We start from the raw sequence: 21,189 nt of genomic DNA, 5'->3' as shown, positions 1-21,189 counted from the left end.
TACTAACCCTCGCTGTTATGATTCTGTTAGGTGTAATTTCCTCTACAGACCGGCCCGGGCGGAGATTTCCAACATTCGGTCAATGCTAGCCCGGCCCTTCTCGATTACCCAGTCTTCCAGGTGGATCTCCGGGAGTTCGTACTTCATGCAGGTGTAGAGCTTCTCCATCGTGTTCCGCTTCATGTGCGGGCAGTCGTTGCAGGCGCAGGCATTGTTGGGGGGCGCGGGAATGAACGTTTTGCCGGGGCTATCCTTGATCATCTGGTGCAGGATGCCGGACTCGGTGGCAACGATGAACTCCTGGTACTTACTCTCGCGGGTAAAGCGGAGCAGGCTGGAGGTAGAACCGACGTGGTCAGCTGCGTCCAAAATGTGGGATTCACACTCGGGGTGGGCAATGAAGGCAGCATTGGGGTGCTTGATCTTCAGTTTGGTAATCTTCTCGTGGCTAAAGATCTCGTGCACCATGCAGGAGCCGTTCCAAAGTACCATGTCACGCCCGGTCTCCTTCACGAGCCAGCGACCGAGGTTGATGTCGGGCGCGAAGATTAGCGGCTGGTCGGCGGGGAAAGAGTCAATAATGTACTTGGCGTTCGTGCTCGTACAGCAGACGTCGGTCAGCGTTTTGAGTTCGGCCGTGCAGTTGATGTAACTGACGACTTTGTGGTCGGGGTATTTTTCCTTGAACTTGCGAAAAACGGGCGCGGGGCAGGAATCCGCCAGTGAGCAACCTGCTTTCAAATCGGGAAGCAATACTTTCTTGCTCGGGCTAAGCATCTTAGCCGTTTCCGCCATAAAGTGGACGCCGGCAAAAACGATGATGTCCGCATCCGTGGAGGCCGCCTGCTGGCTAAGACCGAGACTGTCGCCGATGTAATCCGCAACGTCCTGAATCTCCGACTCCTGGTAATAGTGCGCCAAGATGACGGCGTTTTTCTCTTTCTTGAGCTGATTGATGGCCGCGACGAGATCCAGCGAAGGGTCGACGTCAAGGTCGAGGTAACCCATTTTACCGAGTTGCTCAGCGGCGAGGTGGATATCTGCGGACATAATTCAGGGCTTTTGCGGTTCACTAAGGTAACGTCGTGCCGGGACATTGGTTGCTTAGCTTTGTTATTAAACTAAGTCAAACTTACTTGTCGTTATCGGCTTTGCTTTCTTAACACAATCTCGCCCCCGGCGGTTCCGACCCATAAATTATGGCTCACCATGGAAGAGATACGCCAAAACTAATTTACTGTTGACGCCAAACAAAGCTAGCGCGACAATCCTAAATAGTCACCAAGTTTTCGACGGATCTCCCGCTTCTCTTCTTCGAGAATTTCCGATCCGGAATGAGCGATCAGGTTTATTTTCTGAATCGGTAGAATACCATCGATGGCGCAATAATGCGTGCAGTCGAGTTCCGCGCTGCCACCCTCGCGGGGGCTCAGTATTTTGACCCGGATGTCGGATTCAACCGGGCGATTAACGGCGGAAAGGGGAAGAACGGAGAGGGTTTCTTGCTGTCGGCGGTCGGCGAATTGCGGAGCGGTGATGAGCAGGACGCGCTGGGGGCGGGTAGTTGACCCCAAAGATTTGCGCAGGGTGTAAACGTGAAACGGCTTAAAAGAAGTTAGCAAGGACATCGGGCGTAGTCGAGAAATAATGGTGGGCGTCCGCGCACATCCGCGTTGACTCCAGGCAATCTTCTTCGTACACTTCAAACTCCACTTTAGTCATACCGTACCGATTCTCGGTAGGTGACTCCCCAACTGCAACGGTATTAAAAATCGTTCGAGCTGGGGTAGAAAGACGGCGGGCGCCCTGCGGAGTAAATTTGTTCACTTGTTGTAACTTTTGCTGAATGCTCGTAAAAACTAACTCGGTAGAAAGAGATACCGAGCGCAAGCACTGTAGAGAGAACGTGAAAATAGACTTAAGTTTTTAAGCCTGAAAGCGTTACGCAGCCGATACGACCCGGCAGCGTTGAGCAAAATTCACAAATAAGTTACAAAAGGTGGTTGATACTGGGGTGACGGGGGAAGACAGTGTGGTTAATCGTGGATTATGTGCGCAGTAATGAACGCAAATTGTGAACCCTCAAGGAATGTCAAATAAATGAAAGAAGTTGCAAAAAGTTAATTTTTCTCAACTAAGGCCACAAATTTAGAGGCAGCCCGGCTTTTCACCCATCAGCAACGCTTCCATCGCCCCGCACGAGTCAAACGCTCAACAACGACAGATTTCCGTATTTCAAATGCGGATAGTACTAGAGTTCTTCCACTTCCATGGTCGGCGCGTTATCCACCGGTGGCGCTTCCGCGGGTGCCTGGGGGAGTTCGGTATTGAGCCAGCCGGAGAAGTCGGGGAAGTACACCTCGATGGCAAAATAACTAACTACGAGCAGCCCGATGATGACCAAAAACAGCGTCCCGTTCGAGCGTTTAACGCGCTGGTTGCGGTACGTCCCGGCCGCGGCACCACCAGCGCCCTTGCGAAATCCACCGGAGATACGGGTTTTCATAGCGTCGATGCCTCCGTTCTGTAATTGCTCGATCCGTGCGTTGCGCTGCTCGGCTTCCTCCTTTTTGGGGTTCCAGTAGCGGGGCTTGTAGGAGAACTGTTGGTGGGAAGGTGGTTTGAGAAATTTGAAGACACCCATGTCGCGGTAGTTTTTCTTCGGGGAGCTTAGTTCGATCGTGCATCGGTCAACCCCGGGGTGGTAAAAGTTAGCAATCCGTAAACGGTTTGTGGTGCTTTAAAGATGCGTCTTTTGGGTGACATGGTGGGTGGGGGCGGTAGGCGGTAGGCGGTAGGCGGTAGGCGGTAGGCGCGAATGTGGGGCTTGAGTCATAGTTTGTGGAATTATTACAAATCTCGTGTAACTATAATAACTTCCTTCTTCAACCTTGTTGAGTGATCGGGTTATAGTTGTGGGTTATCTACCGCCTACTCATCTACCGCCTAAAAAACTACCGCCTAAAAGCCTCTACATGCTCTCCCGCCCCCGCCGCAACCGCCACTCCGCCACCATCCGTGGCCTCATTCGTGAAACGGAATTATTACCCAGCCACCTCGTGCAGCCAATCTTTCTAATGCCCGACCCAAACGCGCGGCTACCGGTGCAGAGCTTACCGGGTACGTTTCGACTGGGTATCGAGGAAGTAGTGATCGAGGTTGGGGAGTGCATTAAGTTGGGTATTCATTCTTTCATCATGTTCCCCGCCGTCCCGGAAGAGCACAAGAACAAGACGGGGACGTACGCAACGAGCCACGAGAATTTCTACCTCCACGCCGCCACCCGCCTCAAGAAAGAATATCCGGATATCTGCCTGGTTTCCGACGTTGCCCTCGACCCGTACAGCTCCGACGGGCACGACGGCGTGGTCATTAACGGAAAAATCGACAACGACGAGACTTTGCTTTTGCTGGACGCCATGTCCGTCGCCCAGGCAAAAGCCGGCTTCGACATCATCGGCCCCAGCGACATGATGGACGGGCGCATCGGTAGCATCCGCCGGGCGCTCGATGAGGAAGGATTTACCGACGTGGCGATCATGAGTTACTGCGCTAAGTTTGCCAGCGCCTTTTACGGTCCCTTTCGCGACGCACTCGACAGCGCACCCCGCTTACTGGAAGACGTCCCAACCGACAAAAAGTCGTACCAGATGGACCCGGCCAACCGACGGGAAGCCCTCCGCGAGGCAGCGCTCGACGCGGCGGAAGGCGCAGATTACCTGATGGTCAAACCCGCCATCAACTATCTCGACATCATTCGTGACCTTCACCAGGCCCACCCACTGCCCGTAGCGGCGTACCACGTCTCCGGAGAGTGTGCGATGCTCCTGGCCGCCGCCGAGCGGGGTTGGCTGGATTACGAAGCCGCCGCCACGGAAGCCTTACTGAGCATCAAGCGCGCCGGGGCGGACGTAATCATCACGTACTTCGCAAAAGATTATGCTTCCTGGTGGAAGTCCGGGCGGGTGTGAACGGACGCCATTTAAAGTAAACGTGTACTCATTGAAGTCTTTTTCCGTAAAGAATGGGTTCCGGGTATTCCTTTTTAAAACTATACCGAATCACGTCGAAGGCCGTGACCACTCCCTTAAGTTTGTTGTCTAAATTCACTACCGGCAAGGTCTTGAAGCGGCGGTCCATGAATAACTCGGCGGCGGTACCAACCTTGTCTTTCGGCGCAAGTTTGACGACGTCTTTATTCATGAGCTGACCGACGAGCGTGTTCTCGTAATCACGCTGTTGGCAGTTCTGCCACAAATCGTAGGAGGTAATGATGCCAACCAGGCGCTGGTAGTCGTCGACCACGGGGAGTTGCTGCAGCCGCTTGCGCTGCATAATTTTAAGGACCTCGCCAACGGTATGTTGCGGCAGGACGGTGGTAACACGGGTAGACATAATACTCCGTACTTCTTCGTTCATCATAAGATTAAAGAATTTACGGCTCCTTGGGGTGGATGCCCCTAAACTACTCATTTTACGGCACTTGTGCAACCAAAACGCCGCAAATCATCTCCTTCGATACCCACTCACATAAAAATACCGTCCCCCGGAGTTCCTTGCACCTGCGACAGCGCCTGAATCCGGAGGACGGTAAGAGAAAATTTGTTGAATCTGACCTAGCTAAAAAGCGGCGTCGGGTAAGTGTTCTCCGCAACCAGCATCGCAAAGGCTTCCTGTACTTTCGGCTTGTCTTCCTGATAAGTCACGCCGTACCACTTGTCGTCGGTAACGAGGACTTTGACCTTGGCGGAGCCGTCCTTGATCATGCCGTCGATAAGTTCGGGGATGAGGTATTCCGCCCGGGGGTTGCCCGTGTTCTCGCGCGCGAATTCAGCGAACCCTTGCTCGATCGTGTCGAAGATAGAGGGATGAAAACCCCAGAAGTTCATGGAAACGACGTCCTTGTCAGCTAACTCGTAGCGGTGGCCATCTTCACCGAGGTAGGTGACTTTTTTGTCCTTACCACGGGAGATCTTGAGGCGCTCGTTGACGTCCTTCAGGAGGTAGTCTTCGGCCACGACGGCTACGCCACGGTTGACGGTGCCGTGGTCGGAGAGCGTCCGGTGCAGCACGTAGCCACACATGGAAAACAGTGTGGGCGTGGCTTCGGCGACGAGGAATGACGCCATTTTTTGGAAGCCCTTCACACCGTAATAATCATCGGCGTTGATGACGGCAAAAGGCTCGTTAGCGTCGATCACGGTTTTGGCCACGAGCATGGCGTGGGTCGTGCCCCAGGGCTTTTCCCGTTTGGTGTGGTCCACGTCGTTGGGGACAAAGCTATCCATTCCCTGGAAGGCGTACTCGACTTTGATCTTGTCGCCGAACTTACCGTCGAACTTCTCCCGGAAGGGCGCTTCGATGTCCTTACGAATGACAAAAACGACCTTGCCGAAGCCGGCGCGGATCGCGTCGTAAACGGAGTATTCGATGATGCCTTCCTCACTGGGGCCGACGCCGTCGATCTGTTTGAGGCCACCGTAGCGGCTGCCCATTCCGGCGGCGAGAATTACGAGGGCTGGTTTTTTTGCTTTGTCCATTAGTGTTGGGTGAATTTAAGGATGGGGCACGAAGGGTAGTCCCGTCGCGCGGATAGTGCCCTCATAATAGGTAGTTGCCGCCTTATTTGTTCTTTGCGGCCCGCTGAAATCCGTAAGCTGCGTAATGTGCTTTACTGTAGGCGTACCCGTAAAAACCCAGTAGGAGCAAGATGCCCACGGTAAAAGTCCCCGCAATGGCTAGCTGGGAAAACGCGACGAACTCGGGGTAAACGTTGCGCCAGATTAGAATTTCGGCCACGATGAGCGCCGCGGCCACTAGCAAACACGCCACAAAACCCGCCCGCCCGTACTGCAGTATGCGCCCCTGCTGCCGAAACAAACTCGCCCGCAGAAACCGCACGTTCAATTCCCGCCCGGGCAACATACGGACCAACTCCCGCGCAACGTGGCTAGAAACGTCGAAACGCTGCTCCCGAAAAGCGCTGGCGGCTTTCTTGAAAAGGAGGTGGTGAAATACGTCGCCGGTAATCCCTTCCACCTCGTGGATGCTGTGTCGCATGGAGGTCTCGATGACAAGGTCGACCATCATCAGGTGCTGCCGGTGCGCGCCAGTGGCGAAGAGGGCGTCGGCGTAATAAACCGTCAGCTGAAAATTCTCCAACACGTCGAGCCGACCGATCTCCGCCTCACGTTCCTCGTAGGTACGGATGATCCGCTGATAGTCGCGCGGATCATCGTCGCGGATCTGCCGGTAGGTTTGGGAGTAGTGGTTGGCGTGCATTAGGCTCTAATAAAGTTAACGACGGGGTATTTGTTTTTCCGGGTATCGTAATTTTTCCGGTTTTCGCCACGCGTTAAATCTCCCCTCTCACCGGTGTACTGCGGAGAGTGGGGAAAGGGACTGGGACAGGAGGGAGCGAACTACCCTAGCCCGCCGTAACTTCGCCCCACTTTATCCCTACTGATCCACGCCAAGCTAGATGTCAAAAACGAAATACAACAACGCCCGCCTCGTCCCCTTCATCCTCATGTCGATCGTCACGCTCATTTTCCTCTTCTGGGCCATGCGCCAGTGCAGCTCGGCCGATCCGGAATTTGCCCAGCAGACGGAAGAGGCTACGCGGCGCAGTTACTTGGATACGCTCCAGGAGCGCGACAACCAACAGTACTTTCAGCGTAAACTAGACAGCATCGAACAGGCCGCCAAAGCCGCCGCGGTGCTGCGGGGGCTGACGACGCCGATGCCCGGCGACTCGGTCGTGCGCGGCCAGGGAGTCCGGACGGTGATACAAAAGGTAACGACGCTTTACAGCACCATTGACGGGCTTAACGTGCGGTCGGGGCCATCCCTGCGCAACGGGATCGTGGCGCGGCTGCCGCTCTACGGAGAGTCAATTTTTCTGGGCGAGGTGACGGATTCGCTTTATCAAATCGACCTGGGTGACATCACGCCAACGGCGCCCTGGGTAAAAATTGAACTGCCGAACGGCAAGCGGGGCTGGGTCTACGGCGCCCTCGTTTCCTACTACAAGTACAAGCAAGGGGGCGTGATAACGGATTAACTGTTCTCACTCCGGTCCAAAATTCATCCTTCATGCGCCTTTCCCAACCCATCCTCGCCGCCGACCTCGCCGCCCGCCTCGGGGCCGAACTAATCGGTGACGGCACCGTCGAAATCACGGGGCTCAACGAGATCCACCACGTCGAAGCGGGCGATGCCTGCTTCGTTGACCACCCCCGCTACTACGCAAAAACATTGGCTTCGGCCGCTTCGGTGGTCTTGATCGACAAAGCGGCCGTGTGTCCGCCGGGCAAGGCGCTCATCGTCACCCCGAACCCGTTCGGTGCCTACAATGACTTGGTGGGCAATGAGCGGTCGGCAACGAATTGGACGGGCTTCGTGGACCGCAGCGCTTCCATCGGCGCCTTTACGCGGTTTGGTCCGGGCGCGGTCGCGGGTGCCGGGGTCGTGGTGGGGGAGCATTGTTACATCGGCCCCAATGCAGTGTTGTGCGAGGGCGTCCGGCTGGGAGACAATGTCTACGTGGGCGCGGGTGCCGTGATCGGGGAAGAAGCTTTTTACTTTAAAAAAGTCCAGGAGGGCTATCGCTCCTGGCGCAGTGGCGGCACGGTCATCATCGAAGACCACGTCGTAATCGGCGCCAACTGCAACATTTCTCGGGGCGTCTCCTCCCCCACCGTCATTGGCGAGGGAACGAAAATCGATGCCCTAGTCCAGATCGGCCACGACTGCAAAATTGGCAAACACTGTCTCCTCGCCGCTCAGGTAGGTATAGCCGGTAACACTACCCTCGGTGACTGGTGCGTACTGCTGGGTCAGGCGGGTATCGCCCAGAACCTTACCCTGGCGGACAAAACCGTCATCCTCGCTCAGTCCGGCCTCGGGGACGACACCGAAATCGGAAAATCTTACTTCGGCTCCCCGGCGCAGGAATCGCGGGTGGCTTTTCGGGATTTGTTGGCTTTGCGGAAATTGAAGGATTTGTAGGTGGTAGGGAAGCAGTAGGCGGTAGTCTGGTAGGCGGTAGGCGGTAGGCGGAGCTACTCCAACGCGTGTCATACGCGCCTACCGCCTACCCAACTACCGCCTAATCTTCCTACTATTTTCCGATACAGAAATTAGAAAAGATATTCCCCAGAAGATCATCCGTAGTAATCTCTCCCGTGATCTCCCCCAGCTCCCGCAGTGCCTGGCGAATGTCCATCGCTACGAAATCCTGGCTAACGCCCGCGCCCATGCCACCCTGCACCCGCGCCAGCGCCTGATCCGCCCGGTTCAGCACGTCGTAATGCCGCGCGTTGGAAAGGATCACCTGCCCCTGGTCCAGCCCCCCTACCCCGCCGGTGGCCGTCGCTAGCAAGGTTTCCTGCAGGTAGCCCAGGTTGCTCTTGTCCCGCGCGATCATAGGAATAAAGCGGCCCCGCGGGACGGAAAACTTGCCGCCGTAATCTTCCCCGAAGTACTGCTCGTACATAGTGTAGGGGTTCAGGTCCATCTTGTTCCCCACCACGATCAGTTCTAGGCCTTCCCGGTGAAGCTTATCCAAATCCGCCGTCAGAGTAGCCGGGTCCGTTTCCACCACGTCGAATACGTAGACCAGGATGTGGCTCGTCGCCACCCGCTCGATCGCCCGCTCGACGCCGATGGCCTCGATCGTATCCGTCGCCTCCCGGATGCCGGCCGTGTCGACCAGCCGGAAAGTGACGCCGCCGACGTTGACGGTTTCCTCGATCGTGTCGCGCGTCGTGCCGGGGATGTGGGAAACGATGGCCCGTTCTTCGTTGAGCAGCGCGTTGAGCAGCGTTGACTTCCCCGCGTTCGGCCGGCCCGCAATTACGGTGGTTACCCCCATCTTGATGGCGTTACCCAGGCGGAAGGAAGTAACCAGCGCATCGATTTTCGTACGAATCTTTTCCACCAAATGCCGTAAATCATCCCGGTCGGCGAATTCTACGTCTTCTTCCCCAAAATCCAGTTCCAGCTCGATTAACGAAGCGAAATTAATGAGTTGGGTACGAAGGTCTTTGATCTCGTTACTCACCCCGCCGCGTAGCTGCCCGAGCGCAATGCGGTGGGCGGCGGCGGACTGGCTGGCGATGAGGTCGGCAACGGCTTCGGCCTGGCTCAAGTCCAGTTTACCGTTCAAGAACGCCCGCTGGCTGAACTCACCGGGCTGGGCCATTTTGGCACCGGCGTCGATGCAGAGTTGCGTAACCCGGCTGAGAATGTAGGGGCTACCGTGGCAGGAGATCTCCACGGCATCCTCCCCGGTGTAGCTAGCGGGGTTGCGGTAGGTGGTGAGGACTACTTCGTCCACTAGCTCACCGTCGGGGGCGGTGAATTTTCCGAACAGTGCTCTTCTGGGTTTACTTTCTGCTAGCCCAGATTTGGAGGGGCCGGCAAACATGGTGTTAACTAGTTCGATGCACCCCTCACCGGACAGGCGGACGATACCGATGGCGCCCTCCCCGGGCGGGGTGGCGATGGCGACGATGATGTCGTTCATGACGAGACTTTTGGTAGAGAAATAGTGAAGGTCGTCCCCACCCCGGGCTGCGAGCGCGAAACTTGAATTTTACCCTTGTGGTACTCCACGATGATGCGCTTTACGAGGCTCAGCCCCAGCCCCCAACCCCGCTTTTTGGTGGTGAATCCGGGGTTGAACACTTTACGAACGTTCTTCGCTTCGATGCCCTTGCCGGTGTCGGTGATGTCGATGTACACCCGGTTACCGTGCTCACTGATGTGTCCGGAGATTTGCCCCTTCCCGTCCATCGAGTCGAGCGCGTTGCGGAGCAGGTTTTCGATGACCCAGTCGAAAAGGAGGGGGTTGATGGCGACCCGCAAATCGCCCGCGTCCGGCGCGGGAAAGTCGAACATCACTTTACGCGGCGCGCGTTTTTCCATGTATTCCCGGCACCGGTTCAGCTCCCGAAAAATATTGGTGGCCGTCAACTGCGGCGTCGCCCCGATCTTGGAAAACCGGTTGGCAACCATCGAGAGGCGTTCCACGTCGTGCCGGAGTTCGTCGCTCACCTCCATAATGTCCGCATCGTCGGCGTACATCAACTTCAGGTGCTCGACCCAGCCCAGGATGGCGCTGATCGGCGTACCGAGTTGGTGGGCGGTTTCCTTGGCCATGCCGACCCACACGCGGTTCTGCTCGGATTTCCGGGTCTGGTTGAGGCCGATGTACCCCAGTATGATGAAGGCGGCAATCAGAAAAAAGAGTACGAGGGGGAAATACCGCAGTTGGCGCAGTAACCTGCTTTCCCCGAAGTAAACCAGTTGCTGGTCCATTCGGACGGGTACGGTACCCTGGTCGATCCACCGCTCCACCAGCCGTTGTACTTCGTTCGTGTCCCGGGTCCCGATTTGCTCCCAACTGTCCACTTTTCCCGAACCGGCGCTGACCAGTACGCTGGGTACGGTACGCAGCACGGCCAGCAATTCATTTTCTAACGTCACGTCGCGGGAGATGCTTTCGTCGATCCCGAGCGAGTTGATTCGTTCCAGGGCCTGGCCGGATAACATGATCTGCCGCTCCTCGATCTCCGCCAGTTGGGTCGCCAGTTGGTTAGTGTACCAGACGGAAATCAACACGATCGCCAGCCCGGCTATTCCAAGGTAGAGCGGCCAGCGTGAGGGTGTTTTCAGAATATCCATAGCGTAATTTCACCTACTCCAAACGTCGACCCTGGTCGAAAATATACGGAGGCGCGGTCCCGATCCCGATAGCTATCGGGATTAGGAGTGCTGGGCTGATCTGGGAAAGGAGCAAACAGACGCTTAAAACATTACGCTCAGCGACGCCCCTTACTTGCTAACCTTCAACCCCATATCCACCAACGCGCGTTTACTGGCGATTTGCTCCGCTGCTTTCTTGTTGAAGTCTTCCCCCACCGCCAGTTTCTGCCCGTCCACCAGGACGGCTACTTTGAACCGGTCCCGCTTGTCCTGCTTGAAGCGTTTGACGACGGAGTAATCTACCCGCCGTCCGTTCTTCTGACAGTGCTCCAGCAACTGACTTTTGTAGTTGTCGTCGAACGTTTCCAAATGCGTGATATCGACGTAGTTACGCAGCATCTCCTTGACGACGAATCTAGTTGTTCCCTTATAACCCTGCTCGACGTAGATGGCTCCGACCAGTGATTCCACCGCGTTACCGAGCATGGATTTAGCAATGCGGACGTTGTTGTAGGTACTCAGCAACTCATCGAGGCCCATGTTGTCCCCGATCTTATTGAGGCTGTTGCGTTTGACGATCTTGGAGCGCATCTTGGTCAGGAAGCCCTCATCTCCGAGCGGATACTTCTTGTAAAGGTATTCCGCTACGATGGTGCCCAGCACCGCGTCGCCAAGAAATTCCAGGCGCTCGTTGTTCTGCCCACCGTAGGGGTCATTGGGGTCCGTATCTTGGTTGTTACTCTTGTGCTGGAAAGCGAGCTTGAACACCTTCAGGTAGGCGGGGGTGAAGCCGAGGAGACGACGCAGACGCCGGACGAGCTCGCGCTCCGGGGAAAGGTAATAATTGTAGAACCGACGTATTGCCTTAATCAATGGTTACTCGGGGGTTAAATTTCAGGAGCGCAGCGGGCTATTCTAAACGGGAAACAAGGAAAGCGCACGGAGTCATCGACGGTTGAGAAACTAGCAATGCTAATTGCGGTGAGCATCTATAATTCCTTAATCAGGAAAATTCTTTCCGTAAAATTGGTTTGAATCAATCCACGAAGCGCTTAAAAACGGTCGCCGAATTATGACCACCGAATCCAAAGGTATTACTTAATGCGACATCCACCCGCCTGTCCTGCGCTTTATTGAACGTCAGGTTCAGTTTCGGATCGATTGCCGGGTCATCCGTGAAGTGATTAATGGTCGGTGGGATGAAGTTGTGCTGGATGGCCAGGATGCAGGCGACGGACTCGATCGCGGCGGCGGCCCCGAGCAGGTGACCGGTCATTGACTTGGTCGAACTGATGTTAAGGTCGTAGGCCGCCTCGCCGAAAGCGAGTTGGATGGCCTTTAACTCCGCCGTGTCGCCGATTGGCGTCGACGTCCCGTGGGTGTTGATGTAGTCTACGTCCGCAGGCTCGAGCCCGGCGTACTTGAGGGCGTTACCCATGGCCATTTTCGCGCCGGCACCTTCCGGGTGGGGGGCGGAGATATGGTAAGCGTCCGAGCTGGCGGCGTAACCGACGACCTCAGCCAGGATGTTCGCGCCCCGGGCCCGGGCGTGTTCCAGACTTTCGAGAATTAGGATACCGGCACCTTCACCGAGCACGAATCCGTCGCGGTCGGCATCGTAGGGGCGGGAGGCCGTTTTAATGTCGTCGTTACGAGTACTCAGGGCTTTCATCGAGTTGAACCCACCCACTCCTACTTTCGTAACGACGGCTTCACTACCGCCACTGACCATGAAGTCAGCCCGGCCGAGGCGAATATCATCGGCGGCGGCGGCCAGGGCGTGCCCGCCGGAAGCGCAGGCGCTGACCGTGGCGTAGCTCGGGCCCCGCAAATTATGGGCGATACTGATGTGCCCCGCGCCCATGTTGGCGATCATCTTGGGAATCATAAACGGGTTGTAGCGCGGCACGCCACTTCCGTTGGTGAAATCAGTGATTTCCGTTTCCAGGGAACCGAGGCCGCCGATCCCACTGCCGACGATGGCGCCGGAGCGGTCGGGATCGAGCTCGAAAATCTTTTCTCCCGCGTCGTTGTAAATGCCGGCCATGCGCATCGCTTCGTCGGCGGCGTACAGGGCCATCGTGATGTACCGATCCAGGCGGCGGATTTCGCGCTTATCGAGCCGGTCGGTGGGGTCCCAGTCGCTTACTTCGCAGGCGAACTGGGTTTTGAATTGCGTGGCGTCGAATAAAGTGATGGGTTTGGCACCGCTCTTACCCGCACGCAGGCCGGCCAGGTATTCGGGGACGTTATTGCCGATGGCCGTCAGGGCACCAAGACCGGTTACTACTACGCGTTTCATAAGGTAAATTTTCAACAAGAATGGGCAAAAGTAAATGAGCCCGCAGGAAGCGCCGCCCATTTCACCTTCGGGCCGGTACTGGCTGGGTTTGGATGGCCACGGATTGCTATGCTAGCGCCCACGGAGGGCCGGGCAACATAAAACCGCCGCCCGCGGCCCGGAGGGCGCACCGAGCGGCGGTAGTTTTCGTAAAGCGGGCCGGGAGAGTTACTTCTCGACGCTGCTTTCCAGGTAAGTAACCGCCTGGCCGACGGTTTGAATGTTTTCTGCCTGCTCGTCGGGGATGCTGATGTCGAATTCCTTTTCGAATTCCATGATCAGTTCCACGGTGTCGAGTGAATCGGCGCCGAGGTCATTGGTGAAACTGGCCTCCGAGGTGACTTCCGCTTCATCCACGCCGAGTTTATCGACGATGATTTGTTTTACTTTTTCTTCTATGCTAGCCATAATGTAGTTGGCGATTTAATGAACAATTACGGCGCAAAGAAAGGCTTTGAACCTTACTTTAACAAATTTACCCGGCTGGGCGAATTTTCACCGTGGTTTTGATTAGAACGGCGTAAGTATAGGCAAAGATGTTTCGAAACAACCAGCGCTAGCGCGTTTCCCGCTGTTTTTTGAGCGGTTTTGAGTTTTTAAAAGCCGTTTCTTGTGTCGTATTTTTCTGACCTTCAATACTTTATGACGCTGCGCAAAATCCTGGAAGTTATTTTGATCTTCGTGCGTATTGTGGGGGCTGATACGCTTACTGACAGTTACCAAAAAGTAGATTTTGCCCTACGTACCGGCCGTAAGCTGGAAATCACTTTCTCGTGGTAGCCCGCAGACCGTTCGATTTAGTAGACTGGGGGCAAGCGGTCTGATCGCCACCACAAAGTGACGGTACTTTGCCGCTGCCCTGCTCCGCTAACAAGATACCCTTGCACCCGCGGCCGCGCAATCCAGCACCACCTTATGCAATCAGCGTAGGCTGGGCCACTTTACCGTGATTGGTCCCGCACGTGATTATGCTATTGAATCAGGTTACCCACCGCTAGCTGAATAACCAACTTCTGATGACTACCTCAATTACTAATATCACTTTTTTTGCCAGGACGCCACTGCGGAGGCCAACGTATTGACGCGATAAGTTTATACTAACTCGGCGTTATAACATTTTGCTGCTAGCCAAGCGTTTACAAAAATTATATTGTTAATAAGTTGTGGAGAAAATTTAATTTCCCCTTATTCTTTCTTTACTTCGCCTGGCGCCGGATATGTTTTGTTTGGTCCGGACCGTTGATGTTTTACGCGAGTAACCGTTTTAGCGAGCGGAGAAAGCCAACTTTTTAGGAATTTAGTTTTAAGCGCCAGCTCCGACACTCAATAACACACAGAATTTCAAACTTACTGATGATGCCAAAATTTCTTTGTTTGTTCCTGGCCTTGGTGTGCCTGGGCGCTACCGATTTGTCAGCTTCCTCCCGGGTGTACTCCGCGGACCAGGCTGCCTACGTAAAACGCTACAACAAGATTGCCATGCGTGAGATGGAACGCTCCGGCGTTCCGGCGAGCATCAAACTCGCTCAGGGTTTGCTCGAGAGCGACGCCGGCCGCAGCACGCTGGCGCGTACCGCCAACAACCACTTTGGCATCAAGTGCGGTAGAAACTGGAAGGGAGAAGAGTATTACAAAAAGGACGATGATTACAATTCTAAAGGCCAACTGATAAAAAGCTGCTTTCGCCAGTACCGGAACCCGGAAGCGAGCTTCGTAGCCCACTCCGAGTTCCTCCGTGACCCGGCCAAAGCATTTCGCTACGGTTTTCTTTTTCGCCTCAAGCCCACCGACTATAAAGGTTGGGCGCGGGGACTGCGCAAATCTGGTTACGCCACCAACCCGCGCTACCCCGAATTATTAATTTCTCTGATCGACCGGTACAACCTCACCCAGTACGACCGCCCCGGTGCCGTGGACCCGGTTAACGTTGAAGGCCCCGTCAACGAGGTCGTCAGCGGCATTCTCCGCACGAACGACGTCACTTATTTCATCAGCGAGGCACCCGTCTCGGTCGCCGAAGTAGCCAAGCAGGTTGACCTGAGCGTCGAGCGCCTACTTTCGTACAACGAGAACTTAAACAACAATGGCCAGCGCATTAATTCGGGCGAACGGGTCTACTTACAGAAGAAGCGCCGGGCTTACCGGGGTCGTGAAGCATACCACACGGTAGAATCCGGTGAAACCCTTTTCGACGTAGCGCAGCGCTACGGCCTGCGCCTGAAAATTCTGGCTCGCCGTAACCGGCTGAAAGAAAATGCCGACCCGAGCGCGGGCCAACGCATCAAACTACGCGGCAGCAAGGTTAAGGAAGCCCCCCAACTGGAGGGCGCCGCCCGCCAACCGGTTCTTAATCAGCCAAACGTTCCTACTACGCCCAGCGGTCAGGTGGAGATGGACAACAGTGACGGTTCGAATGCTGGCCGGCCCAGCCCCGACGCGGGTCAGGTCGTTACGCCCCGCACGACCCGACCGTCCGTTCCAACAACCCCGGAAACGGAGCCTCGCTTCACCAACCCACCAACCACGGCACCACCCACCGTTGTTACTCCAGGGAATAATCCGACTTACCACAACGTCCGCGCTAAGGATACCCTCTACTCCATCAGCCGCCAGTACGGCCTGACGGTTACCGCCCTGCAACGGTTGAACGGCATGAGCGGCACGAATATCTCCGTGGGTCAGCAGTTACGGGTTAAGTAGTGTAAGAGACTAATTTGGCTGGGCCAGCATTGGCTCAGCCGGGCGGAGAGCAGCAGCGGCAGTATCGTACCGTTTGCTTGTCGCTCCGCACAAAAAGCACTGCCCGAGAATCCGGTACGGGCCACAAATAGTGTACCACTTCCGGTGCAATAACCCGCAGTGGTACGTTAGCCAGCGGTGAGCCTCGCGCGCTGCGACCTCCAACGCGCCCGTGTACCCGAGTACAATTAAACGACTATGCAAAGAAGAAACTTTCTCCAAACCACCTCCCGGGCCGGCGCCGGGCTCTCCTTGCTCGGCCTCGGTTACGCGTGCACCTCAGGCTCCACCAAACCCGCCGTCGCCGACGCTACCGCGGACGTGCCCACGGTTAGAGACTGGTTTCCTACCGACACCTGGTTCGACATCAGCCTCGCCCAGTGGTCACTAAACGAGGCCCTGTTTGCCAAGCAGTTAGACAACCTCGATTTTGCCCGGACGGCCCGCGAGACCTACGGTTTGGGTGGTGTGGAATACGTTAGCCAGTTCTTTAAGGATCGAGCCAAAGACACGGCGTACCTCGCGCAAATGAAGCAGCGGGCCCGTGACCAGGAAGTCAAGTCGCTACTCATCATGATTGACGGGGAAGGCAACTTGGGTGACAAGGATAAGACTGCCCGCAACATCGCCGTAGAAAACCACCACAAATGGGTCGACGCCGCCGCTTTTCTGGGTTGTCACAGCATTCGGGTAAATGCCGCGGGGGAAGGCAGCCGGGCGGAGGTGGCGAAGGGTGCAAGTGAAAGCCTGCGTAAGCTTAGTGAATACGCGGCCAAAGCGAGTGTCAACGTACTTGTAGAAAATCACGGGGGCTACAGCTCCGACGGAAGTTGGCTGGCCGGCGTACTCAAGAACGCGGACGCGAGCAATTGCGGTTCTCTGCCGGATTTCGGAAATTTCTGCATTACCCGCGATGTATCCGGGGAGGGCTGTCGGGAAGAGTACGACCGGTACCTGGGCGTTCGCGAATTGATGCCGTACGCCAGGGCGGTATCCGCAAAAAGCTACGACTTCGACGACACCGGCAACGAGACGACAACGGATTACGCTAAGATGATGACCATCGTTAAGGAAGCGGGCTACAAAGGTTGGGTGGGGATTGAGTACGAAGGGAAACAGCTCTCCGCTGATGCAGGTATTCGCAGGACGATTGACATCCTCCGCAGGAACGGTGGACGTGTGGGGTAGAAAAAGTTGGTCTGTGGTCTGTGGTCTGTGGTCTGTGGTCTGTGGTCTGTGGTCTGTGGAGCTAGTAGCTCAAGACATTAGATCGCAGACCCTAGACCACAAACTTTAGACTGAAAATCACTTCGGTAAATCCTGTTTACCCAACCACGCTGTGTCGAAGTTTCCGGTCCGGAAGTCTTCTTGCTTCATCAGCCACTGGTGGAAGGGAACGGTTGTTTTTACGCCCTCGATGATGAATTCGTTCAGTGCACGCTCCATCTTGGTGATCGCTTCTTTCCGCGTCGGCGCACGCACGATCAACTTGGCGATCATGGAATCGTAGAAGGGGGGAATAGTGTACCCGGCATAAACGTGGGTGTCGACCCGCACGCCCTGCCCCTTAGAGCTGTGGAAACTCGAAATGTTGCCTGGGCTTGGGCGGAAGTTATTCCACGGGTCTTCGGCGTTGATCCGGCACTCGATGGCGTGAGACTTGGGGTAGTAATTTTCTCCGCTCAGCTTTTCACCGTAGGCTACCTTGATCTGTTCTTTAATCAGGTCGCAATCGATGACCTCCTCCGTCACGGGGTGCTCCACCTGGATGCGGGTGTTCATCTCCATGAAGTAGAAATTACGCTCGTCGTCGACGAGAAACTCTACCGTACCTACGCCTTCGTAATTGATGGCTTCACCGGCTTTAATGGCGGCCTGGCCCATTGCCTCGCGTAGTTCGGGCGTGACGAAGGGGCTGGGGCACTCTTCCACTAGTTTCTGGTGCCGCCGCTGAATGGAGCAATCCCGCTCCGAAAGGTGAACGACGGTGCCGTGCTGGTCGCCGATGATCTGGATCTCGATGTGCCGCGGCTTGGTGATGTACTTTTCTAGGTACATGCCGTCGTTGCCGAAGGCGGCCTTGGCCTCCGTGCGGGCGCTTTCCCAGGCTTTCTGAAATTCGCTTTCCGCGTTAATGATTCGCATGCCCTTACCACCGCCGCCGGCGGTCGCTTTGAGCATGACGGGGTAGGTCATTTCTTTGGCTTGCTGGCGACCGTCGTCGGCGCTTTTCAGCAATTCGCCGTTTCCGGGCACGACGGGTACGTTGGCCTTGATCATCGTGTCCTTGGCCGTGATCTTATCGCCCATTTTGCGAATCTGATCCGGGGCGGGGCCAATGAATTTGATTCCGTAGTCCGCGCAAACTTCCGCAAAATCGGCGTTTTCGGAGAGAAATCCGTAACCGGGGTGGACGGCGTCGGCGTTGGTAATCTCTACGGCGGCCATGATGCGGGGGATGCTCAGGTAACTTTCCGAAGATGGTGGCGGTCCGATACAGACGGCCTCATCGGCGAAGCGCACGTGCAGACTATCGCGATCGGCCGTGGAATAAATAGCCACGGTTTTAATCCCCATTTCACGACAGGTACGGATAACGCGCAGGGCAATTTCACCGCGGTTGGCAATGAGGATTTTCTTAAATTTCTCGGCCATTCGGTTGGCTTTTATTCAGGGAAGGGTGCAGGCCGGTGCGGGCCGCGCGTCACTCCCCACGATGTTGAACAGATGGTGGAAACCGGGTAGCTTGGTTAGCTAGGGTCAACGAGGAAAAGCGGCTGGTCGTACTCGATCGGCTGGGCGTCTTCGACGAGTACCTTCACGATTTTACCGGAAATTTCTGATTCGATCTCGTTGAACAGCTTCATGGCCTCGACGACACAAACCGTATCTCCCTTGGTGATGCTGTCTCCGACCTTTACGTAAGCGTCCTTATCCGGGGAGGAAGAACGGTAGAACGTGCCGATCATCGGAGATTTGACGGTCAGGTAATTGCCTTCGTCGTCTGCTTTCTTCTCAGCCTTGGGCGCGGCCGCGGGTGCAGGGTCCTGCTGAACGGCAGCGGCCGCCACGGGCGCTGGCATAGCCGCGTAAGTCGGTGCCGCGGACGGGACGTTAATGATGGAGGGAGGCTGAGCGCTCACGCCGCTACTTTTGGAGTAAGATTTACCCCGGATGTGGAGTTTAATTTCTCCGTTGCTGTACTTGAACTCGGAGAGATCTTTCTTGGCGACAAGTTTGATCAGTTGCTGGATGTCTTCAATAGTCATATTTCGCTTTATCTTGATAAAATTAGGCGGATGTATCTGGTTGGTTGGCGGCGTAGTGCGTCCGTTTGGTCGGAGCCGGCAGTCATAACCGGGTGCTTAATTAGCTTTTTATACGGTGCGCTAAGTTCCGGTAGCTCGCTACTTAGCTTTTAGCCCGCTCGACGTAAGAGTTTGTCCGGGTGTCGATCTTGATGCGGTCGCCGATGTTAATGAAGAGCGGCACGCGGACTTCCGCCCCCGTCTCCACCGTAGCCGGCTTGAGGGTGTTGGTGGCAGTGTCGCCCTTCACGCCGGGTTCCGTGTAGGTGATCTCCATTTCAAGGTAGAGGGGTAAGTCTACCGTTAGCGGCATGTTGTCTTCGGTGTTGTAGAGTACTTCCACCGTATCTCCTTCGCGCATCATGCCGGGGTTTTCGATCATGACCTCCATGATGGTGGCCTGCTCAAAGGTCTCGTTGTTCATGAAGTGATAGCCCATGTCATCTCGGTAAAGGAGCTGCATTTTGTGGCGCTCGACGCGGACTTCCTCCACCTTGTGTCCGCTCGGAAAAGTCTCGCTGAGTACCCGCCCGGTGGAGAGGCTCTTGAATTTTGTCCGTACGAAAGCGGGCCCCTTACCTGGCTTGACGTGCTGAAACTCGGTGATGGTGTACACGTCGTTATTGTGCTTGAAAGTAAAACCGTTCTTAATATCAGAGGTGGTTGCCATACTTAGTTTAATTTTCGATGATCGAGCCGCTTGCGACGGTAGCGACTCATTCATCGGAGCAGAATATTTTTATCCGGCCGCTAAGATAGGTGACCGGACGGTAATGCGTCATAATTTACCCAGCCGTTGTGGCGTACGCTCCGTAACGTAATCACCGCATTATACGCCAAAAATTACTTCCGGCCCGCCCAACAAACGTACGAATATAACCCGATAGATGGTAGGGCCACCCGCACCTAGCGGCTGAAATTAAACCCATCATCATCCTTTCTTATGCCGATGGCCTAACGTATTCGCCTTCGTTAATTGTAGTTGACCCGGGCCACCTCTCGAAAACAGAAACTTCCCCTCGCCAGCTATCCGAAGGCAAGCTGCTGGTTCGCTATGGTGGCACCTAGTGGTGCGGTGTGCCTCCACCGCAGCTTTTAACCAGCGCTGATCTACGAATTGTCACCGAGTAATCCGTCATCGGCAAAACTGTAGTACTTGCGCCCGGCGATGATGAGGTGGTCGAGGATGAACAAGTCTAAGTGCCGGGCGGCGGCGGAGAGTTTGCGCGTCAATTGAATGTCCGCCTCGCTCGGAAAGGGCTGACCGCTCGGGTGGTTGTGCGCCAAAACGACGGACGTAACGCTGGCGTGGCTGAGCGCCTTACGGAAGATGCGCTTCGCATCGGCAATCGTCGCCGTCACGCCGCCGTCGGAAATTTGGTGACAGCCGAGCAGGTGATTCGCCCGGTTGAGGCACAGAATATGGAATTCTTCGTACTCCAGGTCACCGATGATGGGTCGCAGAAAGCGAAACGACTGTTCACTATTTCCGAGGTAAGGCTTGCTAACCACGAAGGCGTTCTCCCGCCGCCGCCCCAACTCCAGGGCGGCGATTAAGCGAATAGCCTTGACTTCGCCGAGGCCGGGGTGGACGGTCAGGTCGTCGATGTCCCGCCGGGCGAGGTCGTGCAGGTCGTGGCCCACGGAGAGCAGGAGGGTGCGGGCGAGGTCCAGGGCGGAAACGCCCCGCTTACCGTTCCCCAGGATAACGGCAACGAGCTCTGAATCGGAAAGCAGCCGGCTGCCGTGCATCCGTAATTTTTCCCGGGGCCGTTCGCTCAGGCCCATGTCCTGAATACGGAGCGTCGGGGCGGGTGTACGATAATCTATCATGGTACTCGTTTGCGGTGGGCAGACGGGTACGCTTCAGTTTGTCCTGACGTGAAGGTAGGTTAAAAAGTTTTTATTTAGCCAGATTACTATTTATTGTTTGTATTTCGCTTGGAAGAATATAGAGAAAAGAGTATAGACGGGCACGCGTTAATGCATGCTGAGGGTCGCAAGTTGCGGTGCACTACGAAGCTCAGCTGAATTTGCGTTCGAAATGGTGTCTTATTACGGAATGCACTTGCTTTCACCGGTCGTATTATT

At 55.7% G+C, this 21,189-nt stretch carries 21 protein-coding genes; 6 read left to right on the top strand and 15 right to left on the bottom strand.

Features of this window, described 5'->3' with window-relative positions:
* Positions 1 to 42: 42 nt before the first annotated feature.
* The 3 genes from nadA to GGR27_RS13490 form a co-directional block, all read right to left on the bottom strand.
* Positions 43 to 1,050, bottom strand: a complete 1,008-nt coding sequence (nadA, locus tag GGR27_RS13500; RefSeq protein WP_168038157.1) for a quinolinate synthase NadA — start codon at positions 1,048 to 1,050, stop codon at positions 43 to 45.
* 206 nt (positions 1,051 to 1,256) lie between these two features.
* Complete coding sequence (locus tag GGR27_RS13495) at positions 1,257 to 1,628, bottom strand: hypothetical protein (RefSeq protein WP_168038155.1); 372 nt, start codon at positions 1,626 to 1,628, stop codon at positions 1,257 to 1,259.
* 623 nt (positions 1,629 to 2,251) lie between these two features.
* Positions 2,252 to 2,644, bottom strand: coding sequence for a hypothetical protein (locus GGR27_RS13490; protein WP_168038153.1), 393 nt, complete (start codon positions 2,642 to 2,644; stop codon positions 2,252 to 2,254).
* 331 nt (positions 2,645 to 2,975) lie between these two features.
* On the opposite strand from GGR27_RS13490, the gene hemB reads away from it, so the two are divergent.
* Positions 2,976 to 3,971, top strand: a complete 996-nt coding sequence (hemB, locus tag GGR27_RS13485) for a porphobilinogen synthase (RefSeq protein WP_168038151.1) — start codon at positions 2,976 to 2,978, stop codon at positions 3,969 to 3,971.
* Between the two features lie 28 nt (positions 3,972 to 3,999).
* Here the strand turns inward: hemB and GGR27_RS13480 are convergent, their stop codons facing one another.
* The 3 genes from GGR27_RS13480 to GGR27_RS13470 all read right to left on the bottom strand — a co-directional run bounded on the left by GGR27_RS13480 (position 4,000) and on the right by GGR27_RS13470 (position 6,282).
* Positions 4,000 to 4,422, bottom strand: coding sequence for a CBS domain-containing protein (locus GGR27_RS13480; protein ID WP_168038149.1), 423 nt, complete (start codon positions 4,420 to 4,422; stop codon positions 4,000 to 4,002).
* A 194-nt stretch (positions 4,423 to 4,616) separates the two neighbouring features.
* Positions 4,617 to 5,540, bottom strand: a complete 924-nt coding sequence (locus tag GGR27_RS13475) for a nucleotidyltransferase family protein (RefSeq protein ID WP_168038147.1) — start codon at positions 5,538 to 5,540, stop codon at positions 4,617 to 4,619.
* A gap of 82 nt (positions 5,541 to 5,622) precedes the next feature.
* Complete coding sequence (locus tag GGR27_RS13470; RefSeq protein ID WP_168038145.1) at positions 5,623 to 6,282, bottom strand: hypothetical protein; 660 nt, start codon at positions 6,280 to 6,282, stop codon at positions 5,623 to 5,625.
* A 199-nt stretch (positions 6,283 to 6,481) separates the two neighbouring features.
* Here GGR27_RS13470 and GGR27_RS13465 point away from each other — a divergent pair, with 199 nt between their 5' ends.
* Entirely contained in the window at positions 6,482 to 7,063 is a 582-nt protein-coding gene (locus GGR27_RS13465; RefSeq protein WP_168038143.1) for an SH3 domain-containing protein, read from the top strand.
* 32 nt (positions 7,064 to 7,095) lie between these two features.
* Entirely contained in the window at positions 7,096 to 8,010 is a 915-nt protein-coding gene (locus tag GGR27_RS13460) for a DapH/DapD/GlmU-related protein (RefSeq protein ID WP_168038141.1), read from the top strand.
* Between the two features lie 112 nt (positions 8,011 to 8,122).
* Here GGR27_RS13460 and mnmE read toward each other — a convergent pair whose 3' ends face one another.
* From mnmE to GGR27_RS13435, 5 genes are all read right to left on the bottom strand, one after another.
* Complete coding sequence (gene mnmE / locus GGR27_RS13455; RefSeq protein WP_168038139.1) at positions 8,123 to 9,529, bottom strand: tRNA uridine-5-carboxymethylaminomethyl(34) synthesis GTPase MnmE; 1,407 nt, start codon at positions 9,527 to 9,529, stop codon at positions 8,123 to 8,125.
* Positions 9,526 to 10,689 (bottom strand): sensor histidine kinase, encoded by a 1,164-nt coding sequence (locus GGR27_RS13450; RefSeq protein ID WP_168038137.1) that lies wholly within the window; start codon positions 10,687 to 10,689, stop codon positions 9,526 to 9,528. Before GGR27_RS13450 ends, mnmE begins: the two co-directional genes overlap by 4 nt.
* Positions 10,690 to 10,839: 150 nt before the next feature.
* Complete coding sequence (gene rnc / locus GGR27_RS13445; RefSeq protein ID WP_245184659.1) at positions 10,840 to 11,583, bottom strand: ribonuclease III; 744 nt, start codon at positions 11,581 to 11,583, stop codon at positions 10,840 to 10,842.
* A 163-nt stretch (positions 11,584 to 11,746) separates the two neighbouring features.
* Entirely contained in the window at positions 11,747 to 13,012 is a 1,266-nt protein-coding gene (gene fabF / locus GGR27_RS13440; RefSeq protein WP_168038135.1) for a beta-ketoacyl-ACP synthase II, read from the bottom strand.
* Between the two features lie 207 nt (positions 13,013 to 13,219).
* On the bottom strand, positions 13,220 to 13,459 hold the full coding sequence (locus tag GGR27_RS13435) for an acyl carrier protein (RefSeq protein WP_168038133.1): 240 nt from the start codon (positions 13,457 to 13,459) through the stop codon (positions 13,220 to 13,222).
* 234 nt (positions 13,460 to 13,693) lie between these two features.
* On the opposite strand from GGR27_RS13435, the gene GGR27_RS13430 reads away from it, so the two are divergent.
* The 3 genes from GGR27_RS13430 to GGR27_RS13420 all read left to right on the top strand — a co-directional run bounded on the left by GGR27_RS13430 (position 13,694) and on the right by GGR27_RS13420 (position 16,978).
* Positions 13,694 to 13,831: a hypothetical protein gene (locus GGR27_RS13430; protein ID WP_168038131.1), complete on the top strand. Its 138-nt coding sequence runs from the start codon at positions 13,694 to 13,696 to the stop codon at positions 13,829 to 13,831.
* Between the two features lie 576 nt (positions 13,832 to 14,407).
* Positions 14,408 to 15,751, top strand: a complete 1,344-nt coding sequence (locus tag GGR27_RS13425; RefSeq protein WP_168038129.1) for a glucosaminidase domain-containing protein — start codon at positions 14,408 to 14,410, stop codon at positions 15,749 to 15,751.
* Between the two features lie 237 nt (positions 15,752 to 15,988).
* Positions 15,989 to 16,978 (top strand): sugar phosphate isomerase/epimerase family protein, encoded by a 990-nt coding sequence (locus GGR27_RS13420; protein WP_168038127.1) that lies wholly within the window; start codon positions 15,989 to 15,991, stop codon positions 16,976 to 16,978.
* Positions 16,979 to 17,095: 117 nt separating this feature from the next.
* Here GGR27_RS13420 and accC read toward each other — a convergent pair whose 3' ends face one another.
* From accC to radC, 4 genes are all read right to left on the bottom strand, one after another.
* Positions 17,096 to 18,445 (bottom strand): acetyl-CoA carboxylase biotin carboxylase subunit, encoded by a 1,350-nt coding sequence (gene accC / locus GGR27_RS13415; protein WP_168038125.1) that lies wholly within the window; start codon positions 18,443 to 18,445, stop codon positions 17,096 to 17,098.
* 95 nt (positions 18,446 to 18,540) lie between these two features.
* A complete protein-coding gene (accB, locus tag GGR27_RS13410; RefSeq protein ID WP_168038123.1) occupies positions 18,541 to 19,059 on the bottom strand; it encodes an acetyl-CoA carboxylase biotin carboxyl carrier protein in 519 nt (172 codons plus the stop codon).
* Between the two features lie 142 nt (positions 19,060 to 19,201).
* Complete coding sequence (efp, locus tag GGR27_RS13405; RefSeq protein WP_168038121.1) at positions 19,202 to 19,768, bottom strand: elongation factor P; 567 nt, start codon at positions 19,766 to 19,768, stop codon at positions 19,202 to 19,204.
* A gap of 440 nt (positions 19,769 to 20,208) precedes the next feature.
* The gene (radC, locus tag GGR27_RS13400; protein ID WP_168038119.1) at positions 20,209 to 20,931 is read right to left on the bottom strand and encodes a RadC family protein; all 723 of its coding nucleotides are present in this window, start codon (positions 20,929 to 20,931) and stop codon (positions 20,209 to 20,211) included.
* Positions 20,932 to 21,189: the final 258 nt, after the last annotated feature.

It is taken from the genome of Neolewinella antarctica (assembly GCF_011927835.1).
Classification (GTDB): Bacteria; Bacteroidota; Bacteroidia; order Chitinophagales; family Saprospiraceae; genus Neolewinella; species Neolewinella antarctica.
This window is presented reverse-complemented; position numbering and strand designations above follow the sequence as displayed.